Origin of the sequence: Pseudonocardia sp. MH-G8 (assembly GCF_002262885.1) — a bacterium.
Lineage (GTDB): Bacteria > Actinomycetota > Actinomycetes > Mycobacteriales > Pseudonocardiaceae > Pseudonocardia.
In genome coordinates, this window is sequence record NZ_NKYF01000032.1 from 51,317 (window position 1) to 69,014 (window position 17,698).

The window sequence follows — 17,698 nt, forward strand, 5'->3', positions numbered from 1 at the left end:
GGCGATGGTTCGCCGACAGGCTTGGGCCGGTCGTGTCCGTGCTCGTCACGCACTGGACGGTCACCCTGACCGCCCTCGCCGTCATTGGAATGGTGACCACGCTCGGGTGGCGGCGATTCACGCGCCGCCGCGACGACCGGCTCCTCGCCGACGCCCGGCAGGTCACCGTGCTCGCCCCACCCACGGTTGACCCGGCCGGCGGCGAGGCTCTATGGGCGAACCTGGTCGGCCTGCTCCGCCCGACCTGGCGTCGCCTCCTCGCCGGCCAGCCGCATTTGGTCTACGAGTACGTGTTCACCAACACCGGGGCGACGATCCGGCTGTGGGTGCCCGGCGCCGTCCCACCCGGGCTGGTCGAGCGGGCCGTCGAGGCGGCCTGGCCCGGATCGCACACCCGCACCGAGCCCGCCGCCGCGCCCCTGCCGGCCGTCGAGCCCGGGCGCCGGCGGGTGGTCACCGGCGGCGAGCTGCGCCTCGCCCGCCCGGAGGCCCTGCCGCTGCGGACCCGGTTCGACGCCGACCCGGTCCGCGCCCTGCTCGGCGCGGCCGTCGGTCTCGGGCACCACGAGACCGCCTGCGTCCAGGTGATCGCCCGCCCGGTCACCGGCCGCCGCGCCTCACTGGCCCGGCGAAGCGCCCGACACCTGCACGGCACGAACGGATCACCGGCCGGTCTCCTGGCCGGGGTGCTGTCCGAGCTTCTCGACCTGGTAACCCCGCACCCACTGCGTCCAGCCCGCCGCACCGGCGCTCTCCCGGCGAGGGGAGCGCGCAGCGGGCCGGGCCAGGACCGGCAGACCGCGCTCGACTTGTCCGCCCAGGCCCGGGCGGTGGTCGAGAAGCAGCGCGGCGCCCAGTACGAGACCGTCGTCCGCTACGCCGCCGCGATCGACCTGCCCCTCGCCCCGACCGGGAAGAACGCCGCAGACGATCCAGCCGCGACGGCGCGAGACCTCGTACGCGGTCGCGCCCACGCGCTGGCCGCCTCGTTCGCCTCCTACACCGAACACAACCGCTACGGCCGCCGCCGGCTGCGGCACCCCGCTGAGACCCTCGCCTCGCGCCGCCTCACCCACCGGCCGCGGCTGTGGGGGCGTGACGGCGACGTTCTGTCGGTACGCGAGCTCGCCGCCCTCGCGCACCTGCCCACCGACGACCACGTCCCCGGCCTGCTCCGCGCCGGAGCCCGCGCCGTCGCCCCTCCCCCAGGCATCGCCCCCGCGGGCCCAGACGCCAAACCCCTCGGGATCACCGACACCGGGCACGAACGCCCGGTCGCGCTGCTCGTGCCTGACGCCCGGCAGCACCTGCACGTCATCGGCGCCACCGGCTCGGGCAAGTCGACCCTGCTCGGCAACATGATCCTCGCCGACGCCGACGCCGGTCGCGGGATCCTGCTCGTCGACCCCAAGGGCGACCTCGTCACCGACGTCCTGTCCCGGCTACCCCGGCGCAGCGCCGACCGCGTCGTGCTCCTCGACGCCGATGCCCGCTCCCGCCCGCCCTGCCTCAATCCCCTCGACATCACCCGAACCGGCCCCGGAACACCGTCGAGTGACCTGGCGGTGGACAACCTGGTGTCGGTGTTCCGGCGGGTCTACGCCGCGTTCTGGGGGCCCCGCACCGACGACGTCATGCGCGCCGCCTGCCTCACTCTCGCACTCCAGCCCGACACCCCCACCCTCGCCCAGCTCCCCGGCCTGCTCGCCGACCCCGCCCGCCGCGACCGGCTCACCGCCGCGGTCACCGACCCCGTCCTGGCCGGGTTCTGGGACTGGTACGCACAACTCTCCGACGCCTCCCGCGCCCAGGTCGTCGCGCCGCTGCTCAACAAGCTGCGCGCGTTCCTGCTACGCCCCTTCGTCCGCGCCGCCGTCGCGGCCGGCCCCTCCACCATCGACATGACCACCGTTCTCGACGGCGGCATCTGCCTCGTCCGGATCCCCAAGGGCTCGCTCGGCGAGGAGACCACCCGCCTCGTCGGGTCGCTCGCCGTCGCCGCGGCCTGGCAGGCCACCACCGCCCGCGCCCGCACCCCCCAGCGCGACCGCGCCGACGCCTCGCTCGTCATCGACGAGTGCCACAACTTCCTCAATCTGCCCTACCCCATCGAGGACATGCTCGCCGAGGCCCGCGGGTTCCGGGTCGCGATGACCCTGGCCCACCAGCACCTCGGACAGCTCCCCCGGGAACTGCGCGAGGGCCTCTCGACCAACGCCCGCTCCAAGATCTACTTCAACGCCGGCCCCGAGGACGCCCGCGACCTCGCCCGCCACACCGCCCCGCACCTGACCGACCACGACCTGACCCACCTCGGCGCCTACCACGCCGCCGCCCGCCTCGTCCTGCACGGCGAGCAGGCCCCCGCGTTCACGATGCGCACCCGACCGCTCCCGCCACCGGTGCCCGGCCGGTCCCGCGAGATCCGGGCCGCAGCCCGCCACGCCGACGGGGCGCGCGTCCGTGCCGCCCGCGACCGGGCCGCGAACGGCCGCGCGACGGCGACCACCGACGCCCCGTCGGACCGGCCCACGACGGACGCGGTCGACCCGCGTCGCCGTGGCTGACCCGACATCACCACCACCTACGGAACGGAAGTCCGCACGATGATCAGCAACCCGATCCAGCAGCGAACCCTGCGTGGTGTCCTCCCGAGCCACCCGACCGCGCGGCCCGGCGGGCGCGTCCGCAACAGCGCTGAGCACCAGGCCACGCTCGCGTGGCGGCTCACCCCGCGCGACCACTGGATCGTCGCGATGCTGGCCGAGCACCGTGTCTTGACCGCCACCCAGATCACCGACATGGCCTTCCCCTCGTTTCGGTCCGGCCGCCAGCGGCTGCGCGAACTCCACCAGTGGTCCGTCGTCGACCGGTTCCAGCCCTTCGCTACCGTCGGCAGCGCCCCCATGCACTACGTCCTCGCCCCCGCCGGAGCCGCGGTCCTGGCCGCCGCGCACGGCCTCGAACCGCGCGACCTGGGCTACCGCCACGACCGCACACTCGGCATCGCACACAGCCTGCAACTCGCCCACACCGTCGGCGTCGCCGAGTGGTTCGCCTCCCTCGTCTCCGCCGCCCGCCACTCCACCGCCCAGCACATCACCGAAACCAAACCGACAGCGCTGGAGACGTGGTGGTCGGAGACCCGGTGCGCCCGCCTGTTCGGCGACCTCGTCCGCCCCGACGGCTACGGCCGCTGGACCACCCGCGGTCGCCGCGTCGAGTTCTTCCTCGAGTTCGACCTCGGCACCGAGGCCCTGAGCCGCGTCGCGGCGAAGCTCGCCGGCTACGCCGCACTCGCAGCCGCCACCGGAATCACGACACCACTGCTCGTCTGGCTGCCCACCCCCCGCCGCGAGGCCGGGGCCCGCACCGCCCTGCACCGCGCCTGGCGCGACCTCGACCGGCCCGCCACTGTCCCCGTCGCGACCGCCGCCGCCGGGCTGCTCGACCCCCACGCACCGCACCCCAGCCCGGCCGACCCCGTCTGGCTGCCCCTGCACGCCACGAGCACCCGCCGGGAGGGTGCCCGCCTGCCCCTGCACCGCTTCCCCGACGTCTGGCCCCACCTCGACGGCCCCCACCCCAACGGCGCGGCCCCCGTACAGACAGGCCCCACCGGCATGACCGACAGCGGGACCGGGCCACATCGGCTCCCCGCCCCGTTGCCCATGCCACCCGCCGCCTCGCCACGCGGCACAACCACCCCGGGGCCGTGAGCGCGCGGATCGGGGCCGCCCTCCTCGCGATCGTCGTCCTGCTCCCGATCCTCGTCCTCGCCGCCGTGCAGAGCGCCGTCACCTCCGTGTTCGGCGCGAGCAGCCCCAGCCCGAACGCGCTGACCGACATCCCCACCGACTACCTCGCGCTCTACCGTAAGTCCGCCCCGACCTGCCCCGGGCTCGACTGGTCGGTCCTCGCCGCGGTCGGCAAGGTCGAGACCGACCACGGCCGCTCCCCACTGCCCGGGGTCCGCGACGGCGAGAACGCCTCCGGTGCGGCCGGGCCCATGCAGTTCCTCGCGCCCACCTTCGCCGAGGTCGTCGCCCGCCACCCGCTCCCACCCGGCGGCGCCCAGCCACCCTCGCGCTACGACCCGCACGACGCCGTGCACGCCGCCGCTCACTACCTCTGCGACAACGGCGCAAGCACCGGCGACCTCAACGCCGCCCTCTTCACCTACAACCGCGCCGGCTGGTACGTCGGCAAGGTCCTCGACCAGGCCCGCGCCTACGCCGCGACGCAGCCCACCGGGACCGGGGACTGCAACGCCATCGCGGCCACCGGCCCGGCCACCCTCGCTGCGATCAACTACGCCTGCGGCCAGCGCGGTCTGCCCTACCTGTGGGGCGGCGACGGCCCCGACAGCGGCGAGGCCGGGTTCGACTGCTCCGGGCTCACCACCGCCGCCTACGCCGCCGCCGGCATAAACCTCCCCCGAACCGCCCAGACCCAGTACCTCGCCGGCCCGGCCGTCCCCGAGGGCGCCCCGCTGCTCCCGGGCGACCTCGTCTTCTACGGCACCCCCGGCACCACCGCCACGGCCCGCATCCACCACGTCGCGCTCTACCTCGGCGGCGGGCAGATGATCAACGCACCCCGCTTCGGCGAACCCGTCCAAGTCGAGCCGTACCGCTGGAACGGCGACGACTACGCGGGCGCCAGCCGACCCGCCGGAGTCTCATGAGCGGTGCCCGAAGCTGTTTCCGCTGCTCTACGAGGTGTGCGCGCTCCGCTTGACATCCCCGACGAAGGAAGCGTCCATAGGTCCGTAGCCCGCACCACCGGCAGCGCACCGGGGGCCGCACACGCTCCGGCCGGGGCATGACCACCGCTTCGCACCACCAACGACACGGAGCTCGTCATGTCCATCGACTTCACCACGCCCGACAACCTCAACACCGCCGAACCCGACGGCGAGAGGCGGCCCGCGACCGACCGCGCCGCCACCGCAGCCGATCACCTCTGGGCCGCGCTGCACGCCCGCCCCGGCGGCACCGCGGAGGAACTGTCTACGGACGCCGGGATCGGGCGGTCGACCGCTGCCAAGATCCTGGCCCGCTGGGTCGCCGACGGCACCGCCGCCCGGGTCCCGATAGACGGGAAGCGGTCGGCCTCCCGCTTCGCGATCCCGACCCCGGACGACAGCACCCCGGTACATAGCACGGACCGCGCGGCAACGGTCCCCAGCGACCCGCACGCGGCGCCCCAGGCCGCACTGCTGAGCGCCGCCCCCGCCACCGACGGCCCCACGGCCGCCGAAGGCGACCCCGACGAGGAAGCGGACGCCGTCCAGGACCGCGACCATCTGGAGAACGTGGCGGACGATGGCGCGGACCACGAGCCCGCCGACGCGGGCACCACGGAGCACTCGGCGAGGCCGCCTGACGCGGGCGACGTCGAAGCGCACCCCGCTACCACGACCGGCTCGACGCCCGACCCCGCCGTCATGACGCCGGAGCCTGTTCGCGACCCGGCCGCTTCGGCGAGCACCTCCGCCGACGGTGCAGTCGATGACGGCGACAGCACTGACGGGGACTCCCCCGTCACCAACGGCCGGGGTCCCCGCCTCGCACCCGGCGCCCTGCACGGCATGGTCGAGGACTACCTCCGGGATCACCCCGACGAGGAGTTCGGCCCGACGAAGATCGGCCACGACCTCGCCCGCAGCACAGGGGCGGTCGGCAACGCGCTCGAGCGGCTGGTCGCCTCCGGCTACGCGATCCGGACCAAGGACCGGCCCAAGCGCTACGCGCTCGCTCCGACCGGGTCGACGAGCGGCGACGCCGGATCGTCCGGGGACCACGACGCGTAGGGGTGCGACAACCTGAGGCGGGCGGGCACCGGGGTGCTCGCCCGCCTCGCCGCGCGTCCACGACGTTCCGCGCCGCCACCCACGGCCTACCGTCCCTGACCGGACCGGTCGCACACGCCGCGCCGGGCTCGCGTGGCTCCACGCGCGCAGCGTCCTCCGCAACGCTTGGCCCGCCTCCCCACGCGAAGCAGCAGCGTGCCCAGCAGTCGCCACGGCCCCCGTGGCGTAGTCCATCGCCGGGAATCAGGAGCTGGCAGCCACGCCCGCACCAAGGGTCACGCCCACGTCGTCGACGTGCCCCGCTGCGGCGATCTGGAGAACGTGTCGATCCCCAGCTTCTCCGCGCGCACCGGCCGACCCGCGCCCTTGGAGGCGTCGTCGATCAACTACCGCAGTCGGGCGTCCCGCATTTCGTCGCGCCATGCCTCGATGACGCGGAATCCGTGCACATGGTTCAGGAGCACCTGCACCCGTCGGCCGTCGCGCGTCTCATAGAGTGCCGCACCCAGCCGGGGGTGGTCGCGGACCCGGGCGCCGAGCGGGATGCCCCATCGCCCGCTGTGCGGGTAGTACTCCCACGTCGCGGCGGCGTCGACCTCCCAGGCGTACCGCACGACGGTGCGCCCGCCCGGCTCCGGGATCCCTAGCAACAGCCGCCGGGGCACCGTGTCCGGATCGCGCAACCAGCCCGCCACTCGCGCGGCGGCGATCGGCCAGCACCTCCTGGCCCGGGCACGCGCCTCGGCGTCGGTCCACGGGTTGAGCGGGTCCCAGCCTCGCCGTACGGTCGAGTCAGGGTCCTCGTCGAGCAGTTCGATCGCCACGATCTGGTCCTCGTGGCCGGCGAGGGCCGCTGGGAGCGACGAGTTCCTGATCATCCGCTGGCCGGGCTCGACGAGTTCAGTCTCGGTGCCCTTCACCAGGATCTCGGTGTGGGACGCCGGCGACTCTCGGTGCGTCTCGGACTCGACGGTCTGATCCGTCCCACCCTGCGGGAGATCCTGCTCAGTCGTCTCGGTGAAGATTGAAATGCTCGCGCAGCCAGACGAATCCCGCGTACCGCCCCGGGGTGGCGTTGGTCAACGGCGGCCGCCCGGCGGCGGCGAGGGCCGCGTCAACCGCGTCGATCGCGAAGGCTTCGGCCTCGTAGGCGTCGTCTCCGTCCACGTAGCCGGCCGAAAGCCGAATCGCGGAGACCTGCTGGCCGCGGTCGAGGATCTTGCGGATCCGCTCGGCCTTGCTCGAGCGACGCTCGCGCCGCTCGAGCTCCTCCTGCTCGCGGACCAGGGCCGCGTGCACGTCCTTCTCGTGGAACGCCTACCGCGAGCCCTTCCCTTTCCCGACGTAGAAGATGCTCAGCAGCGGGTCGTCGCCGGTCTCGCGAAGTGCCCGTGGATCGACCAGGCCGTAGATGTAGTAGCCGTCCCGCACGCGCTCCTCGTGGCTACGCTTGCTACCTCGCCCGGAGGAAGCGTCGACGGCGTCCGTGGTGTCCCCGCTCACAACGAGTCACCGTAGCGGGCATACGCCCGGACCTGGGTCGACCCGGTGCTTCAGGGAAGAAGGGAACCGCTCGGCGGTCGCTCCGCATGGGCTACGGGTGCAGGTCGTCGCCGTTGGCGCGGAACATCTCGTCGAAGGACTCATACAGGTCGGGCCAACCCGGCGCCCGAGTCAGCGCGGCCGGGTCCAGCCGGTCGCCGACCACCGCCAGCCGCACCCCGACGTGCCCGGCGCCCTCCACGGCCAACCACCCTGCACACGCGCTCGGCGCCTCGGGTGGGGTGCGGTGGCAGGCGAACAGCGGGGCACCGATCGGCGCCGACCCGCCGGACCCCTCCACGGTGTCGCGCAACGACTCGAACCGGTCCGCCGTGAAGCGTCCGGTCGGCTGGTCACGTCGCCACGGGCACTCCGAGCACGGACGCCGCACCCGCGGCAGCGGCCCCGCCTCGCCGTACGTCACGTCCCCGCGCCGTCCGCGTCGGCACCGCAGCTTCCGGCCCGTGGCGGACGACCGCTGGCGACCTGGGGTGTCCACGTGGTCGCCCGCCATTGCCGCGCGGGGCGGGTCGCGACCAACTCGGCCTCGCCCCCGGCCCCGAGGGTCTCCAGTGCCTCGGCCACGACGTGCAGGGGCAGGTGCAGTTCGTGGGCGAGCCGGTCGGCCGTGTAGGCCTCCAGTGAGGGTGACGCCGCCAGGTACGCGGCGACCGCACGGAAGTCCTGCGCGTCCGGCCGAGCGGCGGGACCGCCGGACCCGCCCCCGGCGGCCCGGCCGGGCGCCGCCAGGACTCGGCCGATGGCGCAGTGCCCATGGTGTCCGGGGTCGCCGAAGAACTCCTCGGGCAGGTCGGGGCGGCCGTTCTCCTCGTCGTCGGGGTCAAGGGCGCCGCGCGGGACGGGTTGGGTCGCGGCCAGATAGCGACCGAGGTCCGCCAGCCCGGCCACCGTCGTCATGGGCACCCCGGGCGCTGTGCAGTCTGGGCACTCGTCGAGGAGGAGGTAGAGCCCGCCCAGCCCGACCTCGGGGACGAGCCGGTAGACCGGGGCGGGGTCGTCCGGGTCGTGCACGGTGATCAGGTGCCAGGCGTGCCCGCCGTAATAGCGGACGAGGTCGTCGGTGACGATCACGCGGGCGGCGGGCACGCCCAGCATGACCGCCACGTCCCGGGCCATCCGGGCCCGGAGGCGCCGCACGTGTGCGGCACCGCCTCCGGTGGCGGCCGGGTCGGCTGGTTCGGGATGGGCGTCGAGGGCGAGCGCTGCTGCTGCGGCGGCGGCGATCATGGTCGGCTCCGTTCAGGTCGGTGGTCGGAGGTCGGTGTGCCGGGCCGCCCGGGCGGCCCGGGCGGCCCGGGCGGCCCGGCGCCCGGGACGGTCAGCGGGTCGCGCGGAGGGCTGCGGTGGCCGCGCGGGCGATCTCCCGCGCGGTGGTGGCCGGGTCGGTCAGCGGGACGACGGTGGCGCCGTTCAGCGGCTCGACCGGGCCACGCGGGGCGAGCCACAGCACCCCGCACCCGGCCGCGCGGAGCCGGTCGACCCGGCCCTGCGCGGCCGCGCGGGGGGTCGGGCAGAAGATGCCGTCGGACACCACGACCAGCAGCCGCGCCGCGCCCGAGGCGGACAGTCCCAGGGCGCCATCGAGGGCGGCGATGGCCTCGTCGATGACCTCGTACCCGTCCGGGGCGCGGAACCGGGTCACCCGATCCGGCACCGCGCCGGGGCGGGTGATCGCATGCACCGCCTCGCCGAAGGCGACGGTGGCCGTGGTCGCCGGGACCCGGGTGTGGGCGGCAGCGTGCGCGAGGATCCACGCCGCCGAGGTGACCGGGCGCGCGAACTCGCGCATCGAGCTCGACACGTCGCACGCGATCCCGAGGCGCAGCGGTGGGGTCGGCACCGCGCGGCGGGTGGTGCGGGTGAACGGTTCCGCCGTCGGCATCGCCCCGGCCGCGCGCTGCGCGTCGGCGGCCAGCGCCCCGCGCATCCGCAGCCGCCCGGGCGGCAGCGCCGAGGTGGTGCGGGTCGCGACCCGGTCCCGGACCCCAGCGGTGTCCAGCGCGCGGCCGACCTGCCGCGCGGCGCGCCGCTCGTCGGCGGTGGGCGCGCGGGTGCCCGCGATGACGTCCCGGGCACCACCGCCGGGGGCGCCGGTGGTCGCCACCGCTCCCGTCCCGTCGTCGGTGGCGGGGCCGAACACCCGGGCTGCGGCGGCCCCGGCGGCCGGGTCACCGGCCGGGCCGGTGGCAGGGGCGGCTGCGGGGGCACCGTCGGCGGCACCGGGGACCGGCTCGTGCGCGACGGACGCATCGATCCGGCGCAGCGCGTCGGAGATCGCGCCGCTCATCGGCGACGGCCCGGCGGCCGGGCCCGAACCGTCACCGGGGCCGTCCCCGGTGCCGGGGGCACCGTCCGGCGTCCGGTGGGCCGTGTCGATCCCGGCGTCGGGGTCGACGCCGAGGGCGTCGCACCACCGGCGCCCGAGGTCGACCATCGCCTCGGCATCGTCGTCCGGGGTGGCGTGCGCGGCCGTCCAGATCTCCCGCAGCGCGGTCACGGTGTCCTCGCCGAGGACGTCGGTGACGACCCGGGCGACCGGCTCGACCTCGCACGCGTTGAGGATCCCGGCATCGACCCGGGCGAGCAGGAGCGCGGCGGCCCGTCCGGCGTCCGCGCGACTCACGCCGAGCGTGCGGGTGGGGTCGGTCAGACCGGACTCGTCGAGGATCAGGTGGGTGGCCGAGGCGCGCAACCAGCGCCGGTCGTCCGGGCGCCGTGCGACCTGCACGGCCTCGATACGGGACTCCTCGAGCTCCTCGGCCGCCGCGACCGCGCCCGGTGGCGCGCCCGGGGGTGGCTCCCAGACCGAGTGCGCGGCGTGCGCGCACTCGTGCACCAGGAGGCCCCACGCGGGCCCGTAGCGGGCCCGATCCCCGAGCCGGTGCGGGGTGACGGTGGCGGGGTCGACCCCGCCGAGGTGATAGCCGTTGACCTCGATCCGGGCCAGGGTCGGCAGGAAGCACGCAGGGGCACCACGCCCGGCACCGGGGGCGATGGTGACCAGCAGGTCGTCACGATCAGCGATGACCGGAACCTCGTCGGTCATCGCCGCCGACAGAGCGAGCCAGGCCGGGTCGGTCACGGTCACGGCCGGGGTGGTCGGGTCGGTGGTCGGGTCGGTGGTCGGCTCGGTGATCAGGTGGGTGCTCATGATGGGCTCCTCCGGGGGCGGGCGGGTTGGCGGGGTGATCAGATGCGGTTGCCGAGGGCGAGGGGCGCGTACTCGGCACCGAACGCGTCGCGGACCACGGTGGCGACGATCTCCCGGTCCTCCTCCGGGGCGACCCCGACGAGGTTCCCGGCGGCCGCCTCGACCCCGAGGACCTTCGCGATGCGGTCGAACGCGATCAGCTCCCGCAGTTGCGGGGCCCACCCGACCTCGCCGCGCCGCTGCCGGGTCGCGAGGTTCCGGGCCGCCCGCACCGCCCGCCGGTCGATCTTCAGCTGCACGGCGAGGTCGTAGTCCGACGACACCTGGATCTGCGCGGAGAACCGTGACGACAGGGCGTCGGTGAGGACCGCGCCGTGGACCCCCGGGTTGTGTCCGGCCACCACGTAGAACCCCTCGGCGGCGTCGACGACCTCGGCCCCGTTGGCCTTCACGATCACCTGACGGCGTCCGTCCATCGCGGGGTAGAGGGTGGCGAGGACGTTGGGCGGGATCAGGGTGGCGTCGTCGACGAACAGCGGGCGGCCCTCGCGCATGGCTCGGATCAGCGGGCCGTGCACGAACACGTAACGGCCATCCGGGGTCTGGGTGTACTCGCCCACGAGGTCCGCGACCGTGGTGTCGCCGTCACCCGGCACCGTGATCAGGTCACCGAAGGCCGCCTCGACCACCGAGGTCTTCCCCGTCCCGGGCGGGCCGTAGAGCAGGGCGGGCACCCCGGCCGCGCGCAACTTCCGCAGCGCCGTCACGTCCGGCACCCCCGCCACCGTCCGCGGGTGGTAGAGCTGCCCGTTCGGACGTGCTACCGGCCCCGTCACGGGCCCGTCGCCGGACGTCGTGACCGCCCCGGGGCTGGTTGCGGCGGGCCCCGCGGGCGGGAGGGCGGGCGGGCAGGACGGTTCCGGGGTCGGCGCCGGGGCCGGGGTCGACGGGCAGGCCGGGGCGGGGCGGGCCGGGGCGGGCGGCACGGAGGCGAGACGCCCGGTGCCCGGGGTGGCGCGGTAGCGGGCGGGCCGCTCGGAGACGAGCTCGGCCTCGCCGTGCAAGGCGAGCACGGCCAGCGCGTTGGCGACGGCACCGGACGACCGGCTCAACGCCCGGGCGATCTCCCCCGCGGTGAACGTGTCGGTGGGCGCCTCGTCGAGGTGGACCGCCACTTGACGGCGCAGCTCGCCATTGGGCAGGCGGCCGGGGCGCCCGGTCGGAGTGGTGGTCGGAGTGGTGGTCGGGGCGGGGGCTTCGGCGGGTGTGGGCACGGCACGAGTCCTTTCGCGTTTCCGGTGAGGCGCAGAAACCGAGGCGATCGGGTCGAAACTCGTCGACCCTACGACGGTTGACACATTCCCCGGGCCGGGGGTTGCCTCTGCGACGACCTAAATATAGCTCTGCCACAACCACTCCTCAACCCCTTTCCGACACCATTTCAGGGCCTCTTGACGACCCCTAGTTGATTGAAAGCCCAACGCGATAAGCGGCCGACGCGGCCCCGGTCGCCGGCAACCGAGCGGCCCTATTCGCCAAAAATCACCTGCGGCGACCCGAACGAACGACGAAAGGTGGCGATTGAAAAATAAGGGAGATGGCCGAAGGAGAGCATGAGGTAGAAATTTGAGACGGAAATGGAGAAAGAAGAAGTAAAAGCCTGGGAAAGATTGGATGGCGCGGACGAAAGTTGACGGCCGGCCCGACGTGAAGTTACTCCCGAGGGAAGGCAAGTCTGGGACACCAGGTGATCCGTCCGTGGACGTCGTGACCGGCGCCGTGTCCGCCCGAGGCAGGATCCGTCCTGGTCTGCACCACGACCTGATCCCTGAGCTGATCCCCGAGGTGCACCCCTACTTGCGGCCACGATCGCCCGTGTCGATCTTCGTAGACTCCGCGGTTCGCCACCTCAACACACCAGCTGACCCACACTGCTCTGTTCGAGTGAACCTTGCCCGTTCGCCCACGGCGACGCACCCCCGCCCTGAACGGTGATCCTTCGGCCCGCACGGGTCGACGCCTGTCCGGGCCGGTACTGAAGGACCCACGAGAGGGACGGCGGGGGCCGAACAAACGGAGGAGCGATGACACGCGACGACAGATTTTTCCTGCGGGACGTGCAGGACGTCAAGCACATCTTCGGCGACAAGTGGACGATACCGGTGATGGTGGCACTGGCCGGCGGACCCATGCGCAGATCGGAGATCCTCACGACGGTCGACTCCTACTCGATCAACGCGAACTGGCCCGGAAAGGCGACCGGCCTGCACGACAGCATTTTGACCAGAACACTTCGCAAGATGGTGGCCGAGGGACTCGTAACCCGACAGGAACTGCCGGACGCCTTTCCCCGACACGTGAGGTACGAGCTGCGCCCCGAGGCGTTGGACTTCCTCGGACGGGTTCGTCAGGTGGTGGGCTGGTCGAGCGACAACGCTCACGTGGTGGCGAACGCGCAGGAGTTTCATCGCCTCCACAACGGCGAGCAGGACGCCTGCGCCCACGAGGAGTGTGACCTCCCCGCGAGTCATTGATTGCCGGCTGGCCGAGGGGCCAGGCTTCAACCGGCACGAGCCGTACCGCCCGGGGGCACGTCGCCGTCGGTGCCCCGGAAGCCGTGCTCGTCGGCGGCGCCCCGCAGCTGAAGGCGCCGAGCAAGGTTGATCGTGTCGGCGTCGGGCTGGTCGCCGATCTCGCCGAGTCGGGCGGTCAGCAGCGCGAGGGTTCGGGAGATCGCATCCAGCCGGCCGAGTCTGCTCTGCAACCGCATGATATCGCGGTAGATCATCTCGTTGACGGGGTCGAAGGCCCTTGCGATCTCGAGGAGGTCGAGCGTTCGCTGCGGATCGCGCGGGACGAACGCCCGCGCGAGCGCCGCGGCGGAGTCGATGGCGTCGCGCCGCACCGCCTCACGGGCGATCTCGATCCATGCGTAGGGCGTTCCCTCGGCGAGTTCGCCGCCGTAGGCCTCGACGACAAGCTGGTCGGCGTCGATGCGCTCCTCGTCGGTGCCGGCGGCACGGCGGGCGGTCACCGCGGCATCGAAGCGCCAGTAGTCGACGTCGACCAGATCGGGGTCGAGGGAGAAGCGTCCGTCGCTGTTGCGGACGACGTCGCCGACCTCTCCGCCGGTGACCTCGGTCAAGGTCTGGCGCAGCCGGGTCAGCGCGGTATTGAGAGCGTTGGTGGTGCGGCCGGGCGGGCTGTCGGGCCACAGTGCGGCGACGACGGACTCTCGGCCGGCACCGTCGGGGTGCAGCGCCAGGTGGACGAGCAGCTCCCGTGCCCGGGGCTGCAGGCGACCGGTGATCTCGACCTCCGCCTCGATCTCGTGTGCGCCGTTCCCGGCTGAGCCCGAATTGTCCGGGTCGCGGCGGGGGTGCCACAGCAGCCGGGGTGGGCCGAGGACCACGAGCCGGAGCGGACGGACCGGCTGCGTCGTCGATCCGGCGATGGGGGCGAGATCCGAGGGCGACGGATGCGCGAGGGACGATGGCGGTTCGTCCTGCTCGTCGGTGGGGCGCGGACCGATCTCCACAGAGTCCGGCACGTCCGCGCCGATGGTGCTCGGGTCGGCCGAGGTCCCGTTCTGCGCGGCGGTGTCGGATGCGGCGTCATGCAGCAGCTCGAGGATGCGGCCTGCGGCATCGCGGTCGAGGGTGAGAATGCGGCTGCCGCGCAGCGCGGCACATGGGCCCGGGCCGGTTGCGGTGACGGTGCCGTCGCGCCGGACGTGCATCGTGGCGCCGGACCGCCACTGGCCCAGCAGCAGCGCAGTGATGCCGAACTCGGAGCCGTTGTCGAGGACGGCCTGCAGCCGGGCGTTGTCCCCGCCGATGCGCGCGACCAGAACGAGGACCGGCGCGGCGAGGTCCGTCGGCGGATGTGCGGAGCGGGCGATGGACTCCGACTCCAGGACATCGAGCGCGCTGTCGAGGGTGTCGTGAACCTCGACCGCGGCGGGAAGGTCCACGGTCATGCCCAGGACGCCGATGATGTCCTCGCGCGGAACGAGGAGACGGACGGTCGGGCTGCCTTCGACGTCCGCACGCTCACCCACCACATCGGCGAGCAGGGTCAGTAGCAGCGCGCGGAGCGCGTCGGGGGCACCTGGGCCGGTCAGGCCGAGGCCGCGGGCCCCCGCTGCTGCCAGGGCGATCCGCTGGGCGTCCTCGCCCGGCGTCGCTCCCCCGGCCGTGGGCGTGGCCGGACCGGACCGGGTGCCGGGGCCCGCGAGCTGGTCGTTCTCGTCGCGTCCGGGTTCCTGGTCGTCGTCGGGTCCGGGGTCATCTTCCGGGCCCGGTTCGTCAGGATCCGTTTGGTCAGCGCGGAGGTGGGCCAGCCGGAGCTGGTAGACGACCGGTGCGGCTGGGAGGTCGTCGCGCCGTCCGCTGCCCGGACGGTAGGTGCGGCGGTGTCGGCGCCGGACCGCCATCAGCGCCGCGCTGACCGCTGCGGCCAACCCGAGTCCCGCGAACGCCACGGGATCCCAGACCAGCACCGGAGCGCCGCCGCGGGGATCGGCGTGCTCGTCTCCGCCCGCCGACTCGGCCGCTGGCGGGCGCACAGGGCTCCCCGTCTCCGGGATCGACGGCTCGGTCGGCCGCGGTCGCATCGGTTCCTGGGACGGAGCCGGTGTCGTGGATGGAACATCCGGACCTGCCGGAGGCCGCTCTTCGGGAAGCCCGCCGGCCTCTCCGGACGGCAGGACGAGCTCCTCACCCGGGAAGATCAGGCTGGGACGAGTGAAGGTGCCACCGCCGGGCTGGGGTTTGTCGCGGTTGATCTCGAAGATCTCCGGCCACCGGGCACCGTCGCCCAGCGTGCGGTCGGCGATCCGCCACAGGGAGTCGTGGACGCCGGTGACGGGATCCGGGACGCGGACGACCACCGAGCGCGCCGATTCCGCCCCCGCGTCGATGTCGGAGGGCTCGGTGACGAGCCGTTGCGGCACCGCGAACGCGACCGGCACGAGCGACCCGGGACCCGGCTCGGCGGGTCCGGCCGTCAACGCGACGGGCCACGCGACGGCGGAGGAGCGGGCATCGCGTGAGGGAAGCCTGTTGCCGAGTATCGACAAAGCGACGGTGCCGACGAGCACAGCGGCCAGGGCGTGGGTGGGCGACAGTCGCCAGCGGACCGAGACCCCGACGTACCCGGCGCCCCGCACCAGCAACGCGACGGTGCAGCGGATCACGTCCAGGGTGAACGCCACCCACGCCACCCAGCAGGCGCACGCGAGGACGTCCAGGAGCAGACCGCTGCTCAGCGGGCCGAACAAGTGCAGTTCCAGCTCGGTGACGGTGGGCAGCCGCTCGGGCAACGGCCAGCCGACGTAGCGGGCAAGTGCCCACGGAACCCCGACGACCAGCGCGGCGAGTAGCAGGGCGGCCGACGATCCGCGCATCACGCGACCGGCGCGCCACCGTACGCCTCGCCGCATCCTGGGGCGGCCTGGCCGTGACGGGCGAAGCATCGTCTGCTCCTCTCGATGTAATCGGGTGTCGGTGCGGCGCGGAGATCGGGGCTGTTCGGTGATCAGGGCGTCCGGAGGTCATGGTTCGGCGGTGCCCACGCCGCCCTGCGGTACGGCACGGGCCTCGCCGCTCACGGTCATCTCGGTGATCCCGGCCAGTCCCAGCAGGCGTGGGACGTGGGTGGCGGTGACCCGGACGACCACCCCGCCGTCGCGCAGCCAGACCTTGCCATCCGCGCCGGCGGCAGCGAGCTGTGTCCGGGCGGCGGCGACCGCGAGGACCTCGTCGAGGACCAGTCGCCCAGTGGCGCGGTAGGCGTCGAGGTCGACGGCCTGGGCGCCTGCCCGTGCGGCGGCCTCGGCCTGCCCGACTGCGCGGACCTTGGCTGCGAGGGCGAGGCCGCCGTCGAGTCCGAGACCGGCCAGCGCGAGGATTCCGGTCATCAGCACCACGACGAACGCGGTGACGCGCCCGTCGTCCGCCCGCCACCACGCCGTGCCGCAGAGACGGAACCGCGACCTCGGGGTCACGGCACGACCACCGTGGATCGGAAGGTGTCAAGGGGCTCGGTGGCCGTCGCGGTGACCTCCGTGCGGCCGGGCACGCCGAGCAAGAGCCCGCCGGTGAGGTCGACCGAGCACGACACGGTGACGGTGACCGTGCCACCGGCGCGGAAGCCCGAGGTGTCGGTCGCGACGGCGAGGTCGGCGCAGCTCGGTCCGGCCGAGCCGAGCACGGTGGCCGCGAGCTCGTCGGCCGCCCGCTCGGCATCGGCCGCGCTCCGCTCGATGCTGGCCGCGCGGGCGGCCTGGTGCGCGGCGGAGTCCAGGCGCAGCCGAGCGTCGACGACCCGGTGGGCGACCACGGCGACGAGGACCAGCACCATGACCAGAACGGGGGCCAGCAGCGTCAACTCGGTGGCGGCCGAGCCACGCTCGGCTCGCCACCACCGCGTCCACGCGGATCCCCGGCGAGGCCCCGGCGATGTCATGCAACCGGCCGTTCGTCGGAGGTGAAGCGTTCGACCGGTCCGACGACGACCGCCCGGACGGGGAGGACGAGGAACGGCACGACCGGGGTGACCGTGCCGCTCACGGCGACGGTCACCGAGGTGGCGTCGCGGGTGGTCTCGACAACGGGGTCGGCCAGCGGCCCGCCGGCGAGCTGCGCGAGCAGTTCGTTCGCCTCCCGGGTCCCGTCCGCTCCGGTGCCCGCCACCGTGCGGGCCGCACCGAGCCCCTGTGCGGCGGCGGCCTGGGCGACGTGCGACGCGTGTGACCAGAGCGCGAACTGCACGATCAGCATCAACATCAGCAGGAGCAACGGCGTCGCCACGGCCAGCTCCGCAGTGGCCGAGCCCTGGTCGTCACGCAGGACCTGCCGGATTCGCTGCAGCAGTCCGCCTACCGGCTCCGCCGACGTCATCCGCCGACCAGGCTGATCCCGTTGGCCGCCTCGGTGACCTTGGCGACGATGATCGCGATGACGATCAGGGCCGCGACGACGAGTAGCCCGGTGACCACCACCGTCTCGGTCGAGTACCCGGCGTCGGGTTCTCGCCGCACCGTCGCCCAGCGCCCGCGCACGTCCACGAGCACCGCCTCCCACCAGCGAGCCGCTACTCCCTGCGCGGCCGCAAGTCGCGACTCCCGATCCGGTGGCTCGTCCATGGCCGTCCTCCTGTCGTCGTGC

At 73.9% G+C, this 17,698-nt stretch carries 17 protein-coding genes; 5 read left to right on the forward strand and 12 right to left on the reverse strand.

Going from position 1 to position 17,698, the window contains the following annotated elements:
- Window positions 1-32: 32 nt before the first annotated feature.
- The 4 genes from CFP66_RS40455 (at window position 33) to CFP66_RS40470 (ending at window position 5,815) form a co-directional block, all read left to right on the forward strand.
- On the forward strand, window positions 33-2,567 hold the full coding sequence (locus CFP66_RS40455; RefSeq protein ID WP_369805271.1) for a type IV secretory system conjugative DNA transfer family protein: 2,535 nt from the start codon (window positions 33-35) through the stop codon (window positions 2,565-2,567).
- Between the two features lie 39 nt (window positions 2,568-2,606).
- Entirely contained in the window at window positions 2,607-3,719 is a 1,113-nt protein-coding gene (locus tag CFP66_RS40460; protein ID WP_094930664.1) for a replication-relaxation family protein, read from the forward strand.
- A complete protein-coding gene (locus CFP66_RS40465) occupies window positions 3,716-4,687 on the forward strand; it encodes a C40 family peptidase (RefSeq protein ID WP_094930665.1) in 972 nt (323 codons plus the stop codon). Before CFP66_RS40460 ends, CFP66_RS40465 begins: the two co-directional genes overlap by 4 nt.
- 177 nt (window positions 4,688-4,864) lie before the next feature.
- On the forward strand, window positions 4,865-5,815 hold the full coding sequence (locus tag CFP66_RS40470) for a hypothetical protein (RefSeq protein WP_094930666.1): 951 nt from the start codon (window positions 4,865-4,867) through the stop codon (window positions 5,813-5,815).
- Window positions 5,816-6,201: 386 nt separating this feature from the next.
- Here CFP66_RS40470 and CFP66_RS40475 read toward each other — a convergent pair whose 3' ends face one another.
- The 7 genes from CFP66_RS40475 to CFP66_RS40500 form a co-directional block, all read right to left on the reverse strand.
- Entirely contained in the window at window positions 6,202-6,735 is a 534-nt protein-coding gene (locus tag CFP66_RS40475) for a hypothetical protein (RefSeq protein ID WP_094930667.1), read from the reverse strand.
- A gap of 85 nt (window positions 6,736-6,820) precedes the next feature.
- Window positions 6,821-7,114 carry a hypothetical protein gene (locus CFP66_RS40480; RefSeq protein ID WP_094930668.1) on the reverse strand — a complete coding sequence of 98 codons (294 nt, stop codon included), beginning with the start codon at window positions 7,112-7,114 and terminating at the stop codon, window positions 6,821-6,823.
- A gap of 18 nt (window positions 7,115-7,132) precedes the next feature.
- Window positions 7,133-7,318 carry a hypothetical protein gene (locus CFP66_RS47575; RefSeq protein WP_143517543.1) on the reverse strand — a complete coding sequence of 62 codons (186 nt, stop codon included), beginning with the start codon at window positions 7,316-7,318 and terminating at the stop codon, window positions 7,133-7,135.
- Between the two features lie 91 nt (window positions 7,319-7,409).
- A complete protein-coding gene (locus CFP66_RS48790; RefSeq protein WP_198962007.1) occupies window positions 7,410-7,781 on the reverse strand; it encodes a DUF6283 family protein in 372 nt (123 codons plus the stop codon).
- A complete protein-coding gene (locus CFP66_RS40490; protein WP_094930669.1) occupies window positions 7,778-8,605 on the reverse strand; it encodes a hypothetical protein in 828 nt (275 codons plus the stop codon). The genes CFP66_RS48790 and CFP66_RS40490 overlap by 4 nt, the downstream gene beginning before the upstream one ends.
- Before the next feature lie 91 nt (window positions 8,606-8,696).
- Window positions 8,697-10,529: a VWA domain-containing protein gene (locus tag CFP66_RS40495; protein ID WP_094930670.1), complete on the reverse strand. Its 1,833-nt coding sequence runs from the start codon at window positions 10,527-10,529 to the stop codon at window positions 8,697-8,699.
- A gap of 38 nt (window positions 10,530-10,567) precedes the next feature.
- Window positions 10,568-11,803, reverse strand: coding sequence for an AAA family ATPase (locus tag CFP66_RS40500; RefSeq protein ID WP_094930671.1), 1,236 nt, complete (start codon window positions 11,801-11,803; stop codon window positions 10,568-10,570).
- Window positions 11,804-12,613: 810 nt separating this feature from the next.
- Here CFP66_RS40500 and CFP66_RS40505 point away from each other — a divergent pair.
- Window positions 12,614-13,063, forward strand: a complete 450-nt coding sequence (locus CFP66_RS40505) for a helix-turn-helix domain-containing protein (RefSeq protein ID WP_094930672.1) — start codon at window positions 12,614-12,616, stop codon at window positions 13,061-13,063.
- A 26-nt stretch (window positions 13,064-13,089) separates the two neighbouring features.
- On the opposite strand, the gene CFP66_RS40510 is transcribed toward CFP66_RS40505, so the two are convergent.
- The 5 genes from CFP66_RS40510 to CFP66_RS47580 form a co-directional block, all read right to left on the reverse strand.
- A complete protein-coding gene (locus tag CFP66_RS40510; protein WP_143517544.1) occupies window positions 13,090-15,936 on the reverse strand; it encodes a transcriptional regulator in 2,847 nt (948 codons plus the stop codon).
- A gap of 147 nt (window positions 15,937-16,083) precedes the next feature.
- Entirely contained in the window at window positions 16,084-16,536 is a 453-nt protein-coding gene (locus CFP66_RS40515) for a pilus assembly protein TadG-related protein (protein ID WP_369805272.1), read from the reverse strand.
- A complete protein-coding gene (locus CFP66_RS40520; RefSeq protein ID WP_094930674.1) occupies window positions 16,533-16,997 on the reverse strand; it encodes a TadE/TadG family type IV pilus assembly protein in 465 nt (154 codons plus the stop codon). Before CFP66_RS40520 ends, CFP66_RS40515 begins: the two co-directional genes overlap by 4 nt.
- Window positions 16,994-17,431: a TadE/TadG family type IV pilus assembly protein gene (locus CFP66_RS40525; RefSeq protein WP_094930675.1), complete on the reverse strand. Its 438-nt coding sequence runs from the start codon at window positions 17,429-17,431 to the stop codon at window positions 16,994-16,996. The genes CFP66_RS40520 and CFP66_RS40525 overlap by 4 nt, the downstream gene beginning before the upstream one ends.
- Window positions 17,428-17,676, reverse strand: a complete 249-nt coding sequence (locus CFP66_RS47580) for a hypothetical protein (protein WP_143517545.1) — start codon at window positions 17,674-17,676, stop codon at window positions 17,428-17,430. Before CFP66_RS47580 ends, CFP66_RS40525 begins: the two co-directional genes overlap by 4 nt.
- Window positions 17,677-17,698 lie beyond the last annotated feature (22 nt).

What these genes read in the sequence shown, in the direction of transcription:
- CFP66_RS40460 (WP_094930664.1), top strand. Translation starts at nt 2,607, where the DNA reads ATGATCAGCAACCCGATCCAGCAGCGAACCCTGCGTGGTGTCCTCCCG.
- CFP66_RS40470 (WP_094930666.1), top strand. Translation starts at nt 4,865, where the DNA reads ATGTCCATCGACTTCACCACGCCCGACAACCTCAACACCGCCGAACCC.
- CFP66_RS40490 (WP_094930669.1), bottom strand. Translation starts at nt 8,605, where the DNA reads ATGATCGCCGCCGCCGCAGCAGCAGCGCTCGCCCTCGACGCCCATCCC.
- CFP66_RS40495 (WP_094930670.1), bottom strand. Translation starts at nt 10,529, where the DNA reads ATGAGCACCCACCTGATCACCGAGCCGACCACCGACCCGACCACCGAC.
- CFP66_RS40505 (WP_094930672.1), top strand. Translation starts at nt 12,614, where the DNA reads ATGACACGCGACGACAGATTTTTCCTGCGGGACGTGCAGGACGTCAAG.
- CFP66_RS40510 (WP_143517544.1), bottom strand. Translation starts at nt 15,936, where the DNA reads ATGCGCGGATCGTCGGCCGCCCTGCTACTCGCCGCGCTGGTCGTCGGG.
- CFP66_RS40520 (WP_094930674.1), bottom strand. Translation starts at nt 16,997, where the DNA reads ATGACATCGCCGGGGCCTCGCCGGGGATCCGCGTGGACGCGGTGGTGG.
- CFP66_RS40525 (WP_094930675.1), bottom strand. Translation starts at nt 17,431, where the DNA reads ATGACGTCGGCGGAGCCGGTAGGCGGACTGCTGCAGCGAATCCGGCAG.
- CFP66_RS47580 (WP_143517545.1), bottom strand. Translation starts at nt 17,676, where the DNA reads ATGGACGAGCCACCGGATCGGGAGTCGCGACTTGCGGCCGCGCAGGGA.